The 16310-nt window shown below is 73.5% G+C and carries 15 protein-coding genes and 1 pseudogene; 10 read left to right on the top strand and 6 right to left on the bottom strand.

The annotated features are described in order from the left end of the window. Nucleotides 1-216, bottom strand: a 216-nt coding sequence (locus tag VLJ82_RS05525) for a DUF3099 domain-containing protein (protein WP_408662325.1), incomplete at its 3' end; no start/stop codon positions are given. Nucleotides 217-374: 158 nt separating this feature from the next. Here VLJ82_RS05525 and VLJ82_RS05530 point away from each other — a divergent pair. From VLJ82_RS05530 to VLJ82_RS05545, 4 genes are all read left to right on the top strand, one after another. Then, entirely contained in the window at nucleotides 375-1985 is a 1611-nt protein-coding gene (locus VLJ82_RS05530) for a DUF7059 domain-containing protein (RefSeq protein WP_408662326.1), read from the top strand. Continuing rightward, entirely contained in the window at nucleotides 1982-2428 is a 447-nt protein-coding gene (dtd, locus tag VLJ82_RS05535; protein ID WP_408662327.1) for a D-aminoacyl-tRNA deacylase, read from the top strand. Before VLJ82_RS05530 ends, dtd begins: the two co-directional genes overlap by 4 nt. 398 nt (nucleotides 2429-2826) lie before the next feature. After that, nucleotides 2827-3810, top strand: coding sequence for an RNA polymerase sigma factor SigB (gene sigB, locus VLJ82_RS05540; protein WP_408662359.1), 984 nt, complete (start codon nucleotides 2827-2829; stop codon nucleotides 3808-3810). A gap of 244 nt (nucleotides 3811-4054) precedes the next feature. Further along, entirely contained in the window at nucleotides 4055-5071 is a 1017-nt protein-coding gene (locus tag VLJ82_RS05545) for a PHP domain-containing protein (RefSeq protein ID WP_408662328.1), read from the top strand. Nucleotides 5072-5112: 41 nt separating this feature from the next. Here the strand turns inward: VLJ82_RS05545 and VLJ82_RS05550 are convergent, their stop codons facing one another. Then, nucleotides 5113-6120 carry a sulfurtransferase gene (locus VLJ82_RS05550; protein ID WP_408662329.1) on the bottom strand — a complete coding sequence of 336 codons (1008 nt, stop codon included), beginning with the start codon at nucleotides 6118-6120 and terminating at the stop codon, nucleotides 5113-5115. Between the two features lie 97 nt (nucleotides 6121-6217). Between VLJ82_RS05550 and VLJ82_RS05555 the strand changes: the two genes are divergently transcribed. Next, nucleotides 6218-6913 carry a metal-dependent transcriptional regulator gene (locus tag VLJ82_RS05555; RefSeq protein ID WP_408662330.1) on the top strand — a complete coding sequence of 232 codons (696 nt, stop codon included), beginning with the start codon at nucleotides 6218-6220 and terminating at the stop codon, nucleotides 6911-6913. Between the two features lie 68 nt (nucleotides 6914-6981). Here VLJ82_RS05555 and VLJ82_RS05560 read toward each other — a convergent pair whose 3' ends face one another. Both VLJ82_RS05560 and VLJ82_RS05565 read right to left on the bottom strand, forming a co-directional pair. Continuing rightward, nucleotides 6982-8007: a DUF4192 domain-containing protein gene (locus VLJ82_RS05560; RefSeq protein ID WP_408662331.1), complete on the bottom strand. Its 1026-nt coding sequence runs from the start codon at nucleotides 8005-8007 to the stop codon at nucleotides 6982-6984. A gap of 93 nt (nucleotides 8008-8100) precedes the next feature. Next, nucleotides 8101-8703, bottom strand: a complete 603-nt coding sequence (locus VLJ82_RS05565) for a hypothetical protein (protein ID WP_408662332.1) — start codon at nucleotides 8701-8703, stop codon at nucleotides 8101-8103. Nucleotides 8704-8985: 282 nt separating this feature from the next. Between VLJ82_RS05565 and VLJ82_RS05570 the strand changes: the two genes are divergently transcribed. The 3 genes from VLJ82_RS05570 (at nucleotide 8986) to VLJ82_RS05580 (ending at nucleotide 11300) form a co-directional block, all read left to right on the top strand. Next, complete coding sequence (locus VLJ82_RS05570; RefSeq protein ID WP_408662333.1) at nucleotides 8986-9663, top strand: NUDIX domain-containing protein; 678 nt, start codon at nucleotides 8986-8988, stop codon at nucleotides 9661-9663. 71 nt (nucleotides 9664-9734) lie between these two features. After that, nucleotides 9735-10592: a YaaA family protein gene (locus tag VLJ82_RS05575; protein ID WP_408662334.1), complete on the top strand. Its 858-nt coding sequence runs from the start codon at nucleotides 9735-9737 to the stop codon at nucleotides 10590-10592. Nucleotides 10593-10652: 60 nt separating this feature from the next. Next, nucleotides 10653-11300, top strand: coding sequence for a VOC family protein (locus VLJ82_RS05580; protein ID WP_408662335.1), 648 nt, complete (start codon nucleotides 10653-10655; stop codon nucleotides 11298-11300). A gap of 32 nt (nucleotides 11301-11332) precedes the next feature. Here the strand turns inward: VLJ82_RS05580 and VLJ82_RS05585 are convergent, their stop codons facing one another. Further along, nucleotides 11333-12199 (bottom strand): DMT family transporter, encoded by an 867-nt coding sequence (locus tag VLJ82_RS05585; protein WP_408662336.1) that lies wholly within the window; start codon nucleotides 12197-12199, stop codon nucleotides 11333-11335. Between the two features lie 240 nt (nucleotides 12200-12439). On the opposite strand from VLJ82_RS05585, the gene VLJ82_RS05590 reads away from it, so the two are divergent. Both VLJ82_RS05590 and VLJ82_RS05595 read left to right on the top strand, forming a co-directional pair. Then, nucleotides 12440-14362: a glycoside hydrolase family 15 protein gene (locus VLJ82_RS05590; RefSeq protein WP_408662337.1), complete on the top strand. Its 1923-nt coding sequence runs from the start codon at nucleotides 12440-12442 to the stop codon at nucleotides 14360-14362. Between the two features lie 112 nt (nucleotides 14363-14474). After that, nucleotides 14475-15191 (top strand): annotated as a pseudogene (locus VLJ82_RS05595) (phosphatase PAP2 family protein); the annotation flags it as partial. Nucleotides 15192-15242: 51 nt separating this feature from the next. Here VLJ82_RS05595 and VLJ82_RS05600 read toward each other — a convergent pair. Then, entirely contained in the window at nucleotides 15243-16307 is a 1065-nt protein-coding gene (locus VLJ82_RS05600; RefSeq protein WP_408662338.1) for a zinc-binding dehydrogenase, read from the bottom strand. Nucleotides 16308-16310: the final 3 nt, after the last annotated feature.

Below are 16310 nucleotides of genomic sequence, written 5' to 3' on the forward strand. Positions count from 1 at the left end.
CACCGCCGACCAGGGCAGCACCACGGCGGCGGCCACGAAGCCGGCGGCGAGCCAGCCGGACAGGGAGAAGGTGCTGGCAGCGCCGATGATGCAGGCCGCCCGCAGCGTCATCATCACCAGGTACCGCTTGCGCCGGCGATCGTATTCGTCGTCGGCATTGACCGGTGCCTCGGTGATGAGGATCGGCCGGTCGGAGGAACTTCTCGACGGGCGCACCAGTCCATGGTGCCACCGCAGTCGGAGCGGCGGGGATGTGAGATACCAGTCCAAACCGATCGGGCCGGGACTCCGAACAGCCGCCCGGACTCCTCGATGCCGGTGCCGATCCCGCTGCGGCACGATAGGCCGATGCCCCGGTTACCCATCGACGTGCCATGAGCGTGCGACCACTCCTGCCCGCCGCGGTCTGCGACCAGCTCGGCCAGGCGGTGGCCGACCGGTTCGGCTCGGTCGCGGTGAGCGAGGCGCTGGGCCTGGCCGGCGAGGCGGCCATGTCGCGCGGGGACCTCAGCGGTGCCGACCGGCTGACCCGGCAGGGCTCGGACACCGAGACGCTGATCCGGCTGTTCCTGCTCGGCCTGCCGGTGCCGGCCGCCGCGGCCGAGGCGGCCCTGCGGCCGTTGCCGCTGGCAGAGGCCGAGGCCGCCGGCCTGCTCGAGCGCGCCGACGGCCAGCTCCGGGCGACGCTGGACCTGCGGCCGTACTCCGAGACCGGCGGCCCGGACTGGTGGGTGGTCTCCGACCTCGGGGCCGAGGTCCGGCCGGGCCCGTTGTACGCCGAGCACGTGCTCGGCATCGGCTCGGCCGGGCTGACGCTGGCCGAGGCGACCGTGCGCGGTCCGGTGCGGCACGCCCTGGACGTCGGCACCGGCTGCGGGGTCCAGGCGCTGCACCTGTCCGAGCACAGCGCGACCGTGACCGCCACCGACCTCAGCGACCGGGCGCTGCGGATGGCCGCCACCACGGCGGCGTTGAACGGCAAGCACTGGGAGTTCCGGCAGGGTTCGCTGCTGGAGCCGGTGGCCGGGCGGCAGTTCGACCTGATCGTGTCCAACCCGCCGTTCATCGTCGGGCCGGGGTTCTCCCCCGGTGCCGGCGGCTTCCGCTACCGCGACAGCGGCCTGCCCGGGGATGCGGTGTGCGCCGAGCTGGTCGGCGGCCTGCCGGCCCGGCTGGCCGAGGGCGGCACCGGGCAGGTGCTGGCGAACTGGATCATCGACGGCTCGCGGAGCTGGCAGGAGCGGGTGACCGGCTGGTTGCCGGCCACCGGCTGCCAGGCCTGGATCTGGCAGCGCGAGGTGGCCGAACCGGGCGAGTACGTGGCGCTCTGGCTGCGCGACGCCGGCGAGCAGCCGGGTACCGCGGCCTGGCGGCAGCGCTACGACGACTGGCTGGACTGGTTCGCGGCGTCCGGGGTGGCCGGCATCGGAATGGGCCTGGTCAACGTGCGGCGCACCGGGCAGGAGGTCTCGGAGGTGGTGTGCCAGGACGTGCCGCAGCCGCACGAGCACCCAGTCGGCCCGGCCATCGAGGAGTGGTTCGGCCGCGCCGCGTGGCTGCGGGACCGCCCGGTGGAGCAGCTGCTGCAGGCCCGGCTGGTTGCCGTGCCCGGCCTGGTCCGCTCGTCCCACGCGCTGATCACGGACGAGGGCTGGCAACCGGCGCTGGTGCAGCTGCGGCAGGCCGGCGGCCTGCGCTGGGAGCTGGAGGTCGACGACGCGGTCGCCGGGCTGGTGGCCGCCTGCACCGGCCGCACTCCGCTCGGCGTGCTGCTCAGCCTGCTGGCAGCGGGCGTGTCGGCTGGTACCGACGAGGTGATCGCGGCGCTGTTACCTGTCGTCCGCGATCTTGTCGAACGCGGTTTTCTCGTTCCCGCCGAACTGGTGCCGGCCGGAGTGCCGGCCGGGGGCGCCGTGCCTATCGAGGGTGCGGCTGTCGGGGGTGCGGCTGTCGAGGGTGCGCCCGAGCCGGGGGCGGGCCGATGAGGGCGGTGGTGCAACGGGTGACCAGCGCCTCGGTGACGGTGGCCGGGGAGGTGGTCGGCCGGATCGGCGCCGGCCTGCTGGTGCTGGTCGGCGTCACCCACTCCGACACCGAGGCCGACGCCCGATGGCTGGCCGGCAAGGTGGCCGGGCTGCGGGTGCTGCGCGACGGCCACCGGGACGAGGCCGCGGCGAGCGCGCTGGGCGCGCCGGTGCTGGTAGTGAGCCAGTTCACGCTGTACGCCGACCTCAACTCCGGACGCCGGCCCAGCTGGTCGGCGGCGGCGCCGGGGCAGCAGGCCGAGCCGCTGGTCGCCGCGTTCTGCGCCGAGCTACGGGCCCTCGGGCTGCCGGTCGAGACCGGCCGGTTCGGGGCGAGCATGGCGGTACAGAGCGTCAACGACGGGCCGCTGACCTTGCTGGTGGAGACGCCGGCCCCGCGCTGAGCCCGCCAGCAGTCGTCACCGGCTGTGACCGCTCGGTCGCGCATCGCATCGGCGGCACGCTCGCGGGGCGGGATGCGGGTACTTCAAGGTTGCCGAATATATCTCCGGAGCGTCCGAGGTCAGGATCTGGGAACGTTTCGGGCTCCGAATCCGTTCTACAGACCGGGAGAACAACACCCCGAATCAGTGGACGGGACCCCAACGTGACGCAGCCAGCCATCAAGACACCTGCTAAGCCGACCTCCAAGAGCACCGCATCCAAGCGCCGCAACGCGGCCTCGCACACCCTTCCCGGGCACCGGGCCACCCGGACCGCCACGCCCGCTCCGAACGTACCCGTCGAGACCGACGACCTGACCGCCGACGCGCTGACCGCCGATGCCCTGACCGCGGAGGCGCTGGCCGCCGACACCGAGACCACCCCGGACGACAACCCGGTCGAGGCGACCGCCGATCTGGACGAGGTGGTCCAGGCGGCCGACCTGGTCCGCTCGTACCTCAACGAGATCGGCAAGGTGTCGCTGCTCACGGCGGTCGAAGAGGTGGAGCTGTCCAAGCGGATCGAGGCCGGCCTGTACGCCGAGCACCTGCTGGGCACCAGCAAGCGGCTGGCGCTGCCGCGCCGGCGGGAACTGCAGTCGTTGGTGGCCGACGGCGAGACCGCCAAGGACCTGCTGCTGCGTGCCAACCTGCGGCTGGTGGTGTCGCTGGCCAAGCGCTACACCGGACGCGGCATGCCGTTCCTGGACCTGATCCAGGAGGGCAACCTGGGCCTGATCCGGGCGGTGGAGAAGTTCGACTACACCAAGGGCTTCAAGTTCTCCACCTACGCCACCTGGTGGATCCGGCAGGCGATCAGCCGGGCGATGGCCGACCAGTCGCGCACGATCCGGCTGCCCGTCCACCTGGTCGAGCAGATCAACAAGATGCAGCGGATGCGGCGGGAACTGGGCCAGAACCTGGGCCGGGACGCCACCGACGCGGAGCTGGCCGGCGAGCTGGACATCACCGTCGAGCGGCTGCACGAGTTGATCGACCATGCCCGTGACCTGGTCAGCCTGGATCAGACGGTCGGCACCGACGAGGACTCCGCGCTCGGGGACTTCATCGCCGACAGCGAGGCCACCAAGCCCACCGAGGCGGTCGAGTTCGACCTGATGCGCCGCCAGCTCACCGCGATCCTCAACTCCCTGGAGCCGCGAGAAGCCGCCGTGGTTCGGCTCCGGTACGGGCTGGCCGACGGCAACCCGCACACCCTGGACGACATCGCCAAGAAGTTCAACCTGTCCCGCGAGCGAATTCGCCAGATCGAGCGCGAGACGATGGCCAAGCTGCGCCACCCGTCCCGGGCCCAGTCGCTTCGGGACTACCTGGACGCCTGATCGGTGGTGTCGCCGGCCGGGGTTGGCCCCGTCGGCCTCCGTCGGCCGGGTGTGAACCTGCTGGCCTCCGCCGACTGAGCTGATCGGCCGCTGAGCTGATCGGCTGGCCCTGAGCCAGTTGCGCCGGACCGCCCGGCACCCGCGATCCCCCTCGCCGGTGCCGGGCGGTTCGCTGTCGGGGTGTGGCTCACCGGGTGCCGGGGGCTCGGATGCGCCCCGACCTCGGGCTCTCTACGGTGTGCTGGTGGACCCTGTCGCCGCCCTGCGCCGGATCGCGTTCCTGCTGGAGCGCAGCGGCGCGCCCACCTACCGGGTGCGGGCCTTCCGCCGGGCCGCCGAGGTAGCGCTGACCAACGCCGCGCAGCTGCAGGAGCGGCTGGCGGCCGGCACCTTGGCCGACCTTCCCGGCATCGGGCAGGTGACGGCCGCGGTGATCACCGAGGCGGCCGCCGGCCGGGTGCCGGACTACCTGGTCAAGCTGGAGGAGCGCGAGGGCGCGCTGGTCGACCTGGATGCCGCCGGGGAGCAGCTGCGGGCGGCGCTGCGCGGTGACCTGCACAGCCACTCGGACTGGAGCGATGGCGGCAGCCCGATCGAGGAGATGGCGGTGACGGCCCTCGAGCTCGGGCACGACTACCTGGCCCTCACCGACCACTCGCCCCGGCTGACGGTGGCCAACGGGCTGACCCCGGAGCGGCTGGAGCGCCAGCTGCGAATCCTCGCGGCGCTGGCGCCCCGGCTGGCACCGTTCCGGCTGCTCAGCGGCATCGAGGTCGACATCCTCGACGACGGCGGCCTGGACCAGACCCCGGAGCTGCTCGGGCAGCTCGACGTGGTGGTGGCCTCGGTGCATTCCAAGCTGCGGATGGAGTCCGCGGCGATGACCCGGCGGATGCTGGCGGCCATCGCCAACCCGCACACCAACATCCTGGGGCACTGCACCGGCCGGTTGATGGGCGGCAAGCAGCGCCCGCAGAGCACCTTCGACGCCGCCGCGGTGTTCGCCGCCTGCGCCGAGCACGGTGTGGCGGTAGAGATCAACTGCCGGCCGGAACGGCTGGACCCGCCCCGGGACCTGCTCCGGCAGGCGGTCGAGGCCGGCTGCCTGTTCAGCATCGACACCGACGGCCACGCGCCCGGGCAGCTGGACTGGCAGCCCTACGGGTGCGCCCGGGCCGCCGAGTGCGGAGTGCCGGCGGACCGGGTGATCAACAGCTGGCCGGTGGACGAGCTGCTGGCCTGGTCCAACCGCAACCGCTAGCCCACCGGGATCGCCCGGACCACCAGGGCAGCGGCATCCGGTCAGCCGGTCGCCGGATCGCCGGTCGCCGGGCCGCCGGTCTCCGCTGGGCGACTCGGGTCGCCGGTCTCCACCGGGCGGCTCGGGTCGGTGATCCACTCGCTCCACGAGCCCGGGTACAGGACGGCGTCGATCCCGGCCGCCCGCATCGCGAGCACCGTGTGGGCGGCCGTGACTCCCGAGCCGCAGTACACCCCGACCGGGGCCGGCTCGCCGGCCCCGTCTCCTCCGTCTTCCCGGGCCTCGCCTCCCTGGGCTTCGGTTTCCCCGGCCCCGTTTCCGGACGCGCCGGACCCGCTCGGATCTCCACCGACCCGCTGGCCCACCGCGCCGGCCGCTTCGAACCGCTGCCGCAGCTCCGCCTCGGGCAGGAAGTGCCCGGACGGCTGCACGTTGGCAGTGGTCGGCAGGTTGACCGCTCCGGGGATGTGCCCGGCCACCAGGTCGATCGGTTCCACCTCGCCCCGGAACCGCTCGGCGGCCCGCACGTCGAGCAGCCGGCCGGCCCGGCCCCAGGCGGCCGCGGTGTCGGCGTCCAGGGTGGGCAGGCTGCCCGGCCGCACCGTGATCGAACCGGCGGCCGGTGCCGGCACCTCGGTGGACACGGGCTGGCCGCCGGCCAGCCACGCCTGGTAGCCGCCGTCGAGCACCCGCACCCCGGCCACCCCGGCCCAGCGGAGCACCCACCAGGCCCGGGCGGCCGCCACCGAGTTGCCCTGGTCGTAGACCACCACCTCGGACTGCTCCTCGATGCCCCAGGCGCGCAGTGCCACCTCCAGCCGGCGCGGATCCGGCAGCGGATGCCGGCCACCCGGACCCGGCGGGTCGGCCAGGTCGGACTCCAGGTCGCACCAGCGCGCTCCCGGCAGGTGGCCGGCCAGGTATTCCGGGTACTGCGACGGGCCACCGAGCTGCCAGCGGACGTCGAGCAGCACCGGCCGGTCGCCCCGGTCGAGAGCGGTCGCCAACTCGGCCACGCCGAGGAGGACCTGCTGGAAATGTTCTGCCATGCCGACGGTTCTAACATGGGTGTCAGCTACCGGGACGCGGCAGCACCCGTACGGGGCGGGACTGGTCGGGCACCGGAGCTTGGAGAGGGGTCGGCACGTGAATCATCACCACAGCGACCTGATCGACACCACCGAGATGTACCTGCGCACCATCTACGAGCTCGAGGAAGAGGGCGTGGTGCCGCTGCGCGCCCGGATCGCCGAGCGCCTCAACCAGTCCGGCCCGACGGTGAGCCAGACGGTCGCCAGGATGGAGCGGGACGGGCTGCTGCAGGTCGAGGCCGACCGCCACCTGCAGCTCACCGAGCGCGGCCGGCACCTGGCGGTGTCGGTGATGCGCAAGCACCGGCTCGCCGAGCGGCTGCTGCACGACGTGATCGGCCTGGAATGGGACCAGTTGCACGTCGAGGCCTGCCGCTGGGAGCACGTGATGAGCGACGCCGTCGAGCGCCGGATCGTCGGGATGCTCGACGGGCCGCTGGTCTGCCCGCACGGCAACCCGATCCCCGGCCTGGAGGATCTCGGGCTGCCGGCCGGCACCGAGGCAGCCCTGCTGCCGACGCTGGCCGACTCGGTGGCAACCGACGCCGTCACCGTCCGGATCGAGCGGATCAGCGAGCTGCTGCAGCCGAACGTCGAGCTGATGCGCCGGCTGTCCGACGCCGGCGTCACCCCGGGGCTGTCGGTGGCGGTGACCCGGACGCCGGCAGGCTTCCAAGTGGCCGGCGCGCCGGACGCCGAACCGGTGTCGGACGAGGTGGCCCGGCACATCTTCGTCTCGGTGCCGGCCTGATCCGCTGACCGGACCAGCCAGGCCAGCACCAGCTAGGCCGGCACCAGCCGGGCCCGTACCTGTCGCGATCATCCGAACCGGCCCCGGATCAGCACCGGCACCGTGCGCGGATCCAGCCCGCGCTGCGCCGCGGTGGCCAGCAGTTCCGCCGCGGAGTACCCCGGCTGCGACCGCAGCGCCCGGTCGGCCGCCATCGCCGCCAGCGTGGCGTTGCCGGCCCGCCACAGCGACCAGCCGTAGAGGAACAACGGCGCGGCGTCGTAGGGAGCGGGCAGCCGGGCATGCCACTCGCCCATCAGCAGGGCGGCCTCGGTGCATCCCGAGTCGATGGCCAGCCACAGCGCGTCCCGCACCGCCGGGTCGGTGAGCGCCACCGCGTGACCGGCCAGCTGCTCCGGCCCGGCCGGTGCCCGTTCCACCGCCGCGAGCAGTCCGGCGATCTGCGCCCGCCGCCACTCGGCCAGCCGGTCCGGCGGCACCGCCGCCCGGCGCCGCTCGGCCTCATCCAGCAGCGGCAGCAGCGCCGACCGCTGCTCGGCCCCGTGGCCGGCCAGGGAGGCGACCAGCGCCTCCCGGTCGGGCAGCGCCACCAGGCCGGCGAAGATGGCCTGGGCAGCTGCCACCGAGCTACCCGGCAGGCGCTGGTTCCCCTCGCCCGGGCAGCAGTCCGGCTGCTCGCAGCACAGCGACCACCAGCGCCGGTCGGTGGCCACCAGCACGTCGAGGACCTCGATGTCGGCGGCGGCCATCGCCACCGCCAGCAGGTCCCGGCAGGCCAGCAGGCCGCCGGCGGCCCGCGGGTCACCGGCCACCGAATCGGTCACCAGCACCGCGGCCACCGACCGGCAGCCGCCCCGCTGCAGCACCTCGCCCAGCGGTGCCAGCGCCTCGTCGTCGAAGCCGTCCGGCAGCCTGGCCGGCAGGTCCAGCCGGACGGTCACCTGCACCTGCTGCGGCCCGGCCGAGACCGCGGTGCCGGCGAAACCGATCAGCACCAGGCTCTCGTGCGGGTGAAAGCTCAGCAGGTAGGGCAGCGCGTCGATCAGCTCGGCGGGGTCGCTGATCCGGATCCGGGGCAGGTCACACGAGGTCATGCGGCCAAGCCTGGCCCGCCGGAGCTGCTCCCGAGCCGCCGATGAGCAGGTTGTGGACAACGTCGCGGGCTGTGTACAGCCCCGCCACATCCCCTACAGCGGGTTCTTGCGCCAGCTCTGCGCGGCCACGGTCAGCCCGTCGGCCACCTCGTCGTTGCGGTCGGCCAGCTGCCGTTCCCGCTCCCCCTCCGGACCGGGCTCGGCGGTCTCGCGCCGGCCGGTGGCGATCACCCGGAAGAAGGCCGCCGCACGTTCCAGCGCGACGTCGAACTCGCCCTGGTAGGCGCCGTGCAGCACCGCATCGGCGAGCGCCCCGATGGCCGCCGGGTCGGCGTCGTCCGACACCCCGGCGACCACCTCGTCGGCGGGTGCGTAGGGCCGCCCGGCGCGCCACAGCCGGGTCAGCTCGGCACCGTTGCCCTGGCACCACCGGCGCAGCAGGTAGAGCGCCCACAGGGCCCCCGGCAGGCTCGAGGGCTGCTCGTGCCGCCACAGCTCGGCGAGGGTGTCCAGTCCCACCCGGTCGGCCAGGTCCACCAGCGACTCCGAGTCCGCCGAGCGGCCGTGGGTGATGACCGCCGCGGCGGTGGCAGCAGCCAGCTCGGCCCGTTCGAACGGCTCGAACTCCTCCGACCCGGCAAGTGCTGCGAGGTCGGGCCGCCGGATCGGGCGGTGCGGGCGGTCAGCTGGTGGCACCCGTCCAGGGTAAGTGAGCCGGCCGCCGCGGCGCGGAATCCGGCTCGCCGGACCCGCCCCGACCGCGGGCGTTTTTGCCCTTTCGGCAAGGGTGTGGCCGGCGACTCGGCTGCCAGCGGCAGATCAGCGGCTAAACTGGAGCACGGCGTCGGCCCGATCCATGGCCCCCGGTCCCACAATCGCCGCCACGAGCGGCCTTCCGCCGAGAGGCGACCTGGCGGGTCGGCGTCACATCAGACTTTCGAACACAGCCCACCGGACCGCCGGACGAAGGACAGCCCCATGAGTTCCGGTGACGGCTGGACGACCTGTGCGGCAGGCCACCGGCACTGGGGCCTGTTCGGCGCCGCCGGGCTGCTGCTGGTGGGCGAGGACCGGGTGGTGCTGCAGCACCGCGCGCCGTGGACCCACCAGGGCGACACCTGGGGCATTCCGGGTGGCGCCCGGGACAGCCACGAGGACGCGGTGACGGCCGCGTTGCGGGAAGCCCGTGAGGAGGCCCGGCTGGCGGCGGCCGACATCGACCCGATCGGCACCTACGTCGACGACCACCAGGGCTGGAGCTACACCACGGTGGTGGCCCGGGCCGTCCGACCGGTCCGGCCGGTCGCCGCGAACGCCGAGAGCGTCACGGTCCGCTGGCATTCGGTCGCCGACGTCGCGGGCCTGCCCCTGCACCCCGGCTTCGCCTCCGCCTGGCACCGGCTGCGCGACGTCCCGCCGCCGCTGTTCCTGGTGGTGGGCGAGGCGGCCGCCGGCGACCCGCTGCTCACCCGGCTGCGCGAGACCGGAGTGGCAACCGACCGGCTGCCGGCCGGCCTGGTCGGCGGTGGCCTGACCCGGCTGCTGCCGCACGTGGTGCACGCCGGCCACCGCGCTGCCAGCGTCGCGCGCGACTACGCCGGCCGTGGCCAGGTGCTGCTGGCGCACGAGCCCGCCGACCTGCGTTCACTGGTCTGACCGGGCCGCGCCGGTTCCGTCTGACCGGGCCGCGCCCGGTTTCGTCGGAGCGCGCCGCTAGCGTTCCGGGCATGCGCATCCTGCTGCCGCCCAGCGAGGCCAAGAATCCGGGCGGGCGGGGCCTGCCGCTGGCCCGCCGGCAACGCCGGCAGCCGATCGAGGACAGCCGCGAGCTGGTGCTGCGGGCGCTGGAGGAGCTGCTCGCCGGCACCGCAGGAGCCGACCCGGCCCGGTCGCTGCTGCTGCCGGACTCGGTGGCCGACGCCGCGCTGGCCGACAACCGGCGGGTCCGCACCGCGCCGACCATGCCCGCGCTGGACCGCTACGCCGGCATCGTCTACGACGGGCTGTTCCTGCAGCCGCTCAGCGACGCCGCCCGGGCGGTGGCCAACCGCGAGGTGCTGATCTTCTCGGGCCTGTTCGGGGTGCTGCGCGGCGGCGACCCGGTGCCCAACTACCGGGTGCCGGCCAAGGCCTGGTTGCCCGGCCTGGGGGTGCTGTCGACGTTCTGGCGGCCCCGGCTGGACGCCCTGGTGCCGGACCTGCTGGACCGCGGCCCGGTGCTCGACCTGCGCTCCGGCGACTACGCCGCGATGTGGCAACCGGCCGGGCCGGCCGGCCGGCTGATCGAGGTCCGGGTGCTCTCGCCCCGTCCGGACGGGACGCTGGGCGTGATCTCGTTCGCCTCCAAGCTCGCCAAGGGCCGGCTCACCGCCGCCCTGCTGGAACGGCGGGCCGCGGGCCTGCCGGTCCGGACCGTCGCCGACATCGCCGCCGCCTGGCAGGTGGCCGGCGGCAGCGACCTGGTCGAACGCCGGACGCCCCGGGGTAGCGCGCTGGACCTGGTCACCCCCACCGCGGCGGGCCCGGCCGGCTCCACCGGCTCGGCGCGGGCACACCGGGCACGCAGCGCCGGAAAGGGTGCATAGCGCAACTCCAAGCCCACCCCGGTGGCCGCCTGCATTCTTGCCTCAGCCAGTATCGACGGCATGCGATTGGACCATCTCTCCTACGCCGCCGGCCCGGAAGGCATCGCCTCCTGCGTGCAGCGGCTAGGTTCCCAACTCGGCGCCGGGTTCACCGACGGCGGGATACATCCACGCTTCGGCACCCGCAATTTCGTGCTCCCGCTGGCCGGCGGGATCTACCTGGAGGTGGTCGAGGCGCTGGACCACCCGGCGGTGGAGTTCGCGCCGTTCGGCCGGGCGGTGCGCGACCGCAAGCTGGCCGGCGGCGGCTGGTTCAGCTGGGTGGTGGCGGTCCCCGACATGGCAGCCATCGAGCAGCGGCTGGGCCGCCGGGCCGTCCCCGGCCACCGCCGGCGTCCGGACGGCTTCGACCTGTGCTGGCGCCAGATCGGCGTGCTGGACGCCGCCAGCGACCCGCAGCTGCCCTTCTTCGTCCAGTGGGAGTCCGACCGGACCGAGCACCCGTCCGCCCCGGGCGGCACGGTGAACCTGGAACTGCTCGACATCGCTGGCGACCGGTCCCGGGTGGTGGAGTTCCTCGGCGACCGGGCGACCAAGTCGCTGGAGGACCTCAAGGTGCGCTGGCTGCCGGTGGAGGACAACGACGGCGAGAGCGGCATCGTGGCGGCGCACTTCATCACCTCCCGCGGCGTCGTCGTCATCGACTGAGGCCGCGGCCCGCCCGCGCAGGTGCCCCCGGGTCAGGCAGCCGCCACCGGGGTGATCTCCTCGCTGCGGTTGGCGGCGACCGTCCGGGACCGGCGGGCGGCCAGGATGGAGCCGGCCAGGATCAGCGGGAAGCCGACCAGCATGCCCGCCGTGATGTTCTCGCCCAGCACCAGCACGCCGAGCGCGATCGCGACGGCCGGGTTGACGTAGGTGATCACGGTGGAGCGGGTCGGCCCGATGGTCGCGATCAGCTGGAAGAAGAGCAGGAACGCCAGCGCCGTGCACACCAGCGACAGCACCACCACCCCCGACACCGCCGAGGCCGGCAGGTGCTCGGGCGGCTGCAGCAGCAGGAACGGCAGGTAGCACACCGCCGTCAGCGCCATCGACACCGCGATCACCCCGGCGCCCGGCAGGTCCGCCAGTGAGCGGGTCAGCACGATCGGCCCGGTCGCGTAGCAGACGCTGACCACCGCCATCTCGGCGAAGGCGAACAGGTTCAGCCCGGAGAAGTCCAGCCCGACCAGCGCCACCACCCCGACGACGCCGAGCAGCAGGCCGGCCAGCTGGCTGCCGGTGACCCGGTCGGCCGGGGAGCTGAACCTGGCCAGCAACGCACCGACCAGCGGCACCGCCGCCACCAGCAGCCCGGCCAGCGAGCTGGACAGCTTCCGTTCGGCGTCGGAGAGCAGCAGCCACGGAAGCATCACCTCGATGGCGGTGAACAGCACCAGCGGCCGCCAGCGGGCCAGCACCGGGGCCACCTGGGACCGGGCCAGCGCCAGCGGCAGCAGCACCACGGCGGCGCCGGCGGTCCGGAAGAACACCAGCGTGCCCGGCGTCAGGTACTCCACCGCGATCCGGATGAACAGGTAGGGCAAGCCCCAGATCACAGACATTGCCGCGAAGAGCAGCCAGCCACGCCGGGACACGGGCCTCCTGTCGTCGAAGATGCCGGTAGTACCAGCAGCCACGCTATGTTCCGGCCAGCCCCCGGGCCAGCGGATATCGGCCAAGTTACGCCGAAGGACTGACAACCTCGCCGGCCGAACTATTCCTGCCCGGCCCGGGCGAACACTGCTGTCCGGACGATCACTGCGGGTGAGAAGATCGAGTCCCGACATCGCGGCAGGTGAGGCATGACGCTCAAGATCTCTCCCGGCTCCGGCCACCACGACGTCCGCACGGTGCCGATCGGCGACTACGGCTTCCTGTCCGACGGCGAGACCACCGCGCTGGTTTCCCCCGGCGGCTCGGTGGACTGGATGTGCCTGCCGCGGATGGACTCGGCGAGCATCTTCGGTGCCATCCTGGGCCGGCACGCGGGCTCGTTCCGGATCGCGCCGGCCGACGTGACGGTGCCGGCGGCGCGCCGCTACCTGCCCGGCACGATGATCCTGGAGACCAGCTGGGGCACCGCGACCGGCTGGATCATCGTGCGGGACGTGCTGGTGATCGGCCCCTGGCGCTACGAGAGCGAGGTGGCCCGGGACTACCGCCGCACCCCTACCGACTACGACGCCGAGCGGGTGCTGCTGCGCACCGTCCGGTGCGTGTCCGGCGAGGTGCAGACGGTGATGGAGTGCGAGCCGGTGCTGGACTACGGTCGCACCCCGGTGCGCTGGGCGCACACCGACAAGGGCTACCACCAGGCCCGGGCCGGCTCCCCGGACGGCACCGTCGAGCTGACCCTGACCACCGATCTGCGGCTCGGCTTCGAAGGCGGCCAGGCCACCGCCCGGACCCTGCTCAAGGAGGGCGACGTCCGGTACGTGGCGCTGTCCTGGGGCGGGCGCACCCCGCCGGAGGACTACGCCGACGCTTACTCCCGGCTGGTGTGGACCGCCCACCACTGGCAGCACTGGCTGGCCCGCGGCACCTTCCCCGACCATCCCTGGCGCAGCTACCTGCAGCGCAGCGCGCTCACCCTCAAGGGCCTGACCTACGCCCCGACCGGTGCGATCGCCGCCGCGGCCACCACGTCGCTGCCCGAAACCCCGGGCGGCGGGCGCAACTACGACTACCGCTACACCTGGATCCGGGATGCCACCTTCGCCCTGTGGGGGATGTACTCCCTCGGCTTCGACTGGGAGGCGCTGGACTTCTTCTCCTTCATCGCCGACCTCGCCGAGCGGGACCCGGACCTGCAGATCATGTACGGCATCGGCGGCGAGCGCGACCTCGAGGAGCACGAGCTCGACCACCTGCCCGGCTACGCTCACTCCCGGCCGGTCCGGATCGGCAACGCCGCCTACGCCCAGCGCCAGCACGACGTCTGGGGCGCGCTGCTGGACTCGGTGTACCTGCACTCGAAGTCCGCCGACCACCTGGACAACCGGATCTGGCCGATCCTGGCCAACCAGGTCAACGCCGCGCTCAAGCACTGGCGCGAGCCGGACGCCGGGATCTGGGAGGTGCGCGGCGAGCCCAAGCACTTCACCTCGTCCAAGATCATGTGCTGGGTGGCGGTGGACCGCGGCGCCCGGCTGGCCTCGATGATCGGCCAGGACGCCGAGGCCGCGCAGTGGGAGCTGGCCGCCGAGGAGATCAGGCAGGACGTGCTGGCCCACGGCCTGGACTCCCGCGGCGTGCTCACCCAGTACTACGGCGGCACCGCGCTGGACGCCTCGCTGCTGCTGGCGGTGCTGGTGCGCTTCCTGCCACCGGACGACCCCCGAATCCGGGCCACCGTGCTGGCGGTCGCCGACGAGCTGACCGAGGACGGCCTGGTGCTGCGCTACCGCACCGAGCAGACCGACGACGGCTTCACCGGCGAGGAGGGCAGCTTCACCATCTGCTCGTTCTGGCTGGTCTCGGCGCTGTGCGAGATCGGCGAGTACCACCGGGCCCGCAAGCTGTGCGCCAAGCTGCTGTCCTTCGCCGGGCCCCTGGAGCTCTACGCCGAGGAGATCGACACCCACACCGGCCAGCACCTGGGCAACTTCCCGCAGGCCTTCACCCACCTGGCCCTGATCAACGCGGTGCTGCACGTGATCGCGCTGGAACGGGCCGAGCAGGACGCCGCCGAGCACGGGCCGCCGGTGGCCAGGCCGGTCGGCTGAGGCGGGAGTACTTCAGCAGTGCCTCGAAGTGGGCCAATGAGCCGCATCCGCAGATGCCGTCGGAGATAGTGGGCAGGTGCAGAACATCCAGCTCGGCTGGCAACCGGCCGCCATGCTCTCCACCGGCCTGTTCACCGGCGCCCTCACCGGCACCGCGGTGGGCGGCCGGCTGCCCCTGGGCAGGTCGGCGCGGCTGGCCGGGCGGGCGGCTGCCTACCTGCGCGAGGCCGGCCTGGTGGCGGCGCTCTACACGCTGTGGCAGCTGGCCTGCTCGGTGTCGGTGCTGGGCAGTGCGGGCGCCTTCGAACGGGCCCGGCAGATCGCCCGGTTCGAGCACGCCGTCCGGCTGCCGGGCGAGGACCGCGCCCAGCGGCTGGTGGTCGGGCACCCGCTGCTGACCCAGGCGGCGAACTGGTACTACGCGGCGGTGCACTTCGCCGCGCTGGGGGTGCTGCTGGTGTGGCTGTTCAGCAGGCATCGCCAGCGCTACCCCGAGGTGCGCAACGTCCTGGTGCTGCTGACCGGCGCTTCGCTGCTGATCCAGCTGCTGCCGGTGGCGCCGCCCCGGCTGCTGCCGGGCTATGTCGACACCGCCGCCCGGTACGGGCAGTCGGTGTACAACCTGTCGGGCGTCTCGGTGGACGAGCTGGGGGCGATGCCGTCGGTGCACGTCGGCTGGGCGTTGCTGGTCGCCTGGGCGGTGCTGCGAGTCAGCCCCAGCCGCTACCGCTGGTGGGTGCTGGCCCACCCGGTGCTGACCATGGCCGTGGTGGTGGTCACCGCCAACCACTGGTGGCTGGACGGCATCGTGGCGGGCATGCTGCTGGTGCTGAGCATCGCGGTGGTGCGGCTGACAGCCACCGGGTTCACTGCCGCCCGGCTACCCCGGTTCGCCGCCGGGGTGGATGACGGTGATGCAGGCCGGCGCCGCGCCGGACATGGCCGCCAGCGCCTGCCCCACCCCGTCCAGGCCGATCACGCCGGTGACCAGCTCGTCGGGTCGTACCGCGCCGGAGCGGACTAGCTCCAGCATCGCCGGGTAGTCGTGGGCGGCCATGCCGTGGCTGCCCAGCCAGGAGAGCTCGCGGAACGCCAGCGAGGACATGTCCAGCCGCACCGGCTCGGGCAGCAGCCCCAGCTGCACGTGCCGGCCGCGTGGCCTGAGCGAGGCCAGCGCGGTCTGCACCACCGACTCGGCGCCGATGGCGTCCATCGTCACCGCCGCGCCGCCGCCGGTGAGCTGGCGGATCTGCTCGGCGGTGCCGTCGCCCGGGCCGGCGGGGTCGCCGGCGCGACCGGCCAGCACGGTGTGCCCGGCGCCGTGCCGGCTGGCCATCGCCAGCGCCGCCGGGTTGGTGTCCACCGCGATCACCTGGGCGCCGGCGGCCGCGGCGATCATCACCACCGACAACCCCACGCCGCCGCAGCCGAACACCGCCAGCCACTCCCCCGGCTGCACGTTGCCGACCGCGGTGACCGCCCGGTAGGCGGTGGCGAACCGGCAGCCGAGAGCCGCGGCGCTGTCGAAGCCCAGCTCGTCCGGCAGCGCCACCAGGTTCACCGCGGCGTACGGCACGGCCACGTACTCGGCGAACGAGCCCCAGTAGTCGAAGCCCGGCTGCAGCTGCCGGGTACAGACCTGCTGGTTGCCCTCCAGGCACTGCTCGCACTCCCCGCAGGCACAGACGAACGGCACGATCACCCGCTGGCCGGCCTGCCAGCCCGGCACCGCCGGGTCGATCTCGGCGATGGTGGCGGCCAGCTCGTGACCGGGCACGTGCGGCAGTGAGACGGTGGCGTCGTGGCCGAGCCAGGCATGCCAGTCGCTGCGGCACAGGCCGGTGGCGCGCACCTGCAGGATCGCCCCGCCGGCGGGCAGCTCCGGCTCGGGAAGATCGGTGACGGTCGGAGCCTCGCCGAAGCGGTCGATCAGCACTGCGCGCATTCC

The sequence above is a fragment of the Jatrophihabitans sp. genome, from assembly GCF_035474675.1.
GTDB lineage: Bacteria > Actinomycetota > Actinomycetes > Mycobacteriales > Jatrophihabitantaceae > Jatrophihabitans_A.

Coding starts and splice junctions, on each gene's coding strand:
- VLJ82_RS05530 (WP_408662326.1), top strand. CDS start 375: ATGAGCGTGCGACCACTCCTGCCCGCCGCGGTCTGCGACCAGCTCGGC.
- dtd (WP_408662327.1), top strand. CDS start 1,982: ATGAGGGCGGTGGTGCAACGGGTGACCAGCGCCTCGGTGACGGTGGCC.
- VLJ82_RS05550 (WP_408662329.1), bottom strand. CDS start 6,120: ATGGCAGAACATTTCCAGCAGGTCCTCCTCGGCGTGGCCGAGTTGGCG.
- VLJ82_RS05560 (WP_408662331.1), bottom strand. CDS start 8,007: ATGACCTCGTGTGACCTGCCCCGGATCCGGATCAGCGACCCCGCCGAG.
- VLJ82_RS05570 (WP_408662333.1), top strand. CDS start 8,986: ATGAGTTCCGGTGACGGCTGGACGACCTGTGCGGCAGGCCACCGGCAC.
- VLJ82_RS05575 (WP_408662334.1), top strand. CDS start 9,735: ATGCGCATCCTGCTGCCGCCCAGCGAGGCCAAGAATCCGGGCGGGCGG.
- VLJ82_RS05580 (WP_408662335.1), top strand. CDS start 10,653: ATGCGATTGGACCATCTCTCCTACGCCGCCGGCCCGGAAGGCATCGCC.
- VLJ82_RS05585 (WP_408662336.1), bottom strand. CDS start 12,199: ATGTCTGTGATCTGGGGCTTGCCCTACCTGTTCATCCGGATCGCGGTG.
- VLJ82_RS05590 (WP_408662337.1), top strand. CDS start 12,440: ATGACGCTCAAGATCTCTCCCGGCTCCGGCCACCACGACGTCCGCACG.
- VLJ82_RS05600 (WP_408662338.1), bottom strand. CDS start 16,307: ATGCGCGCAGTGCTGATCGACCGCTTCGGCGAGGCTCCGACCGTCACC.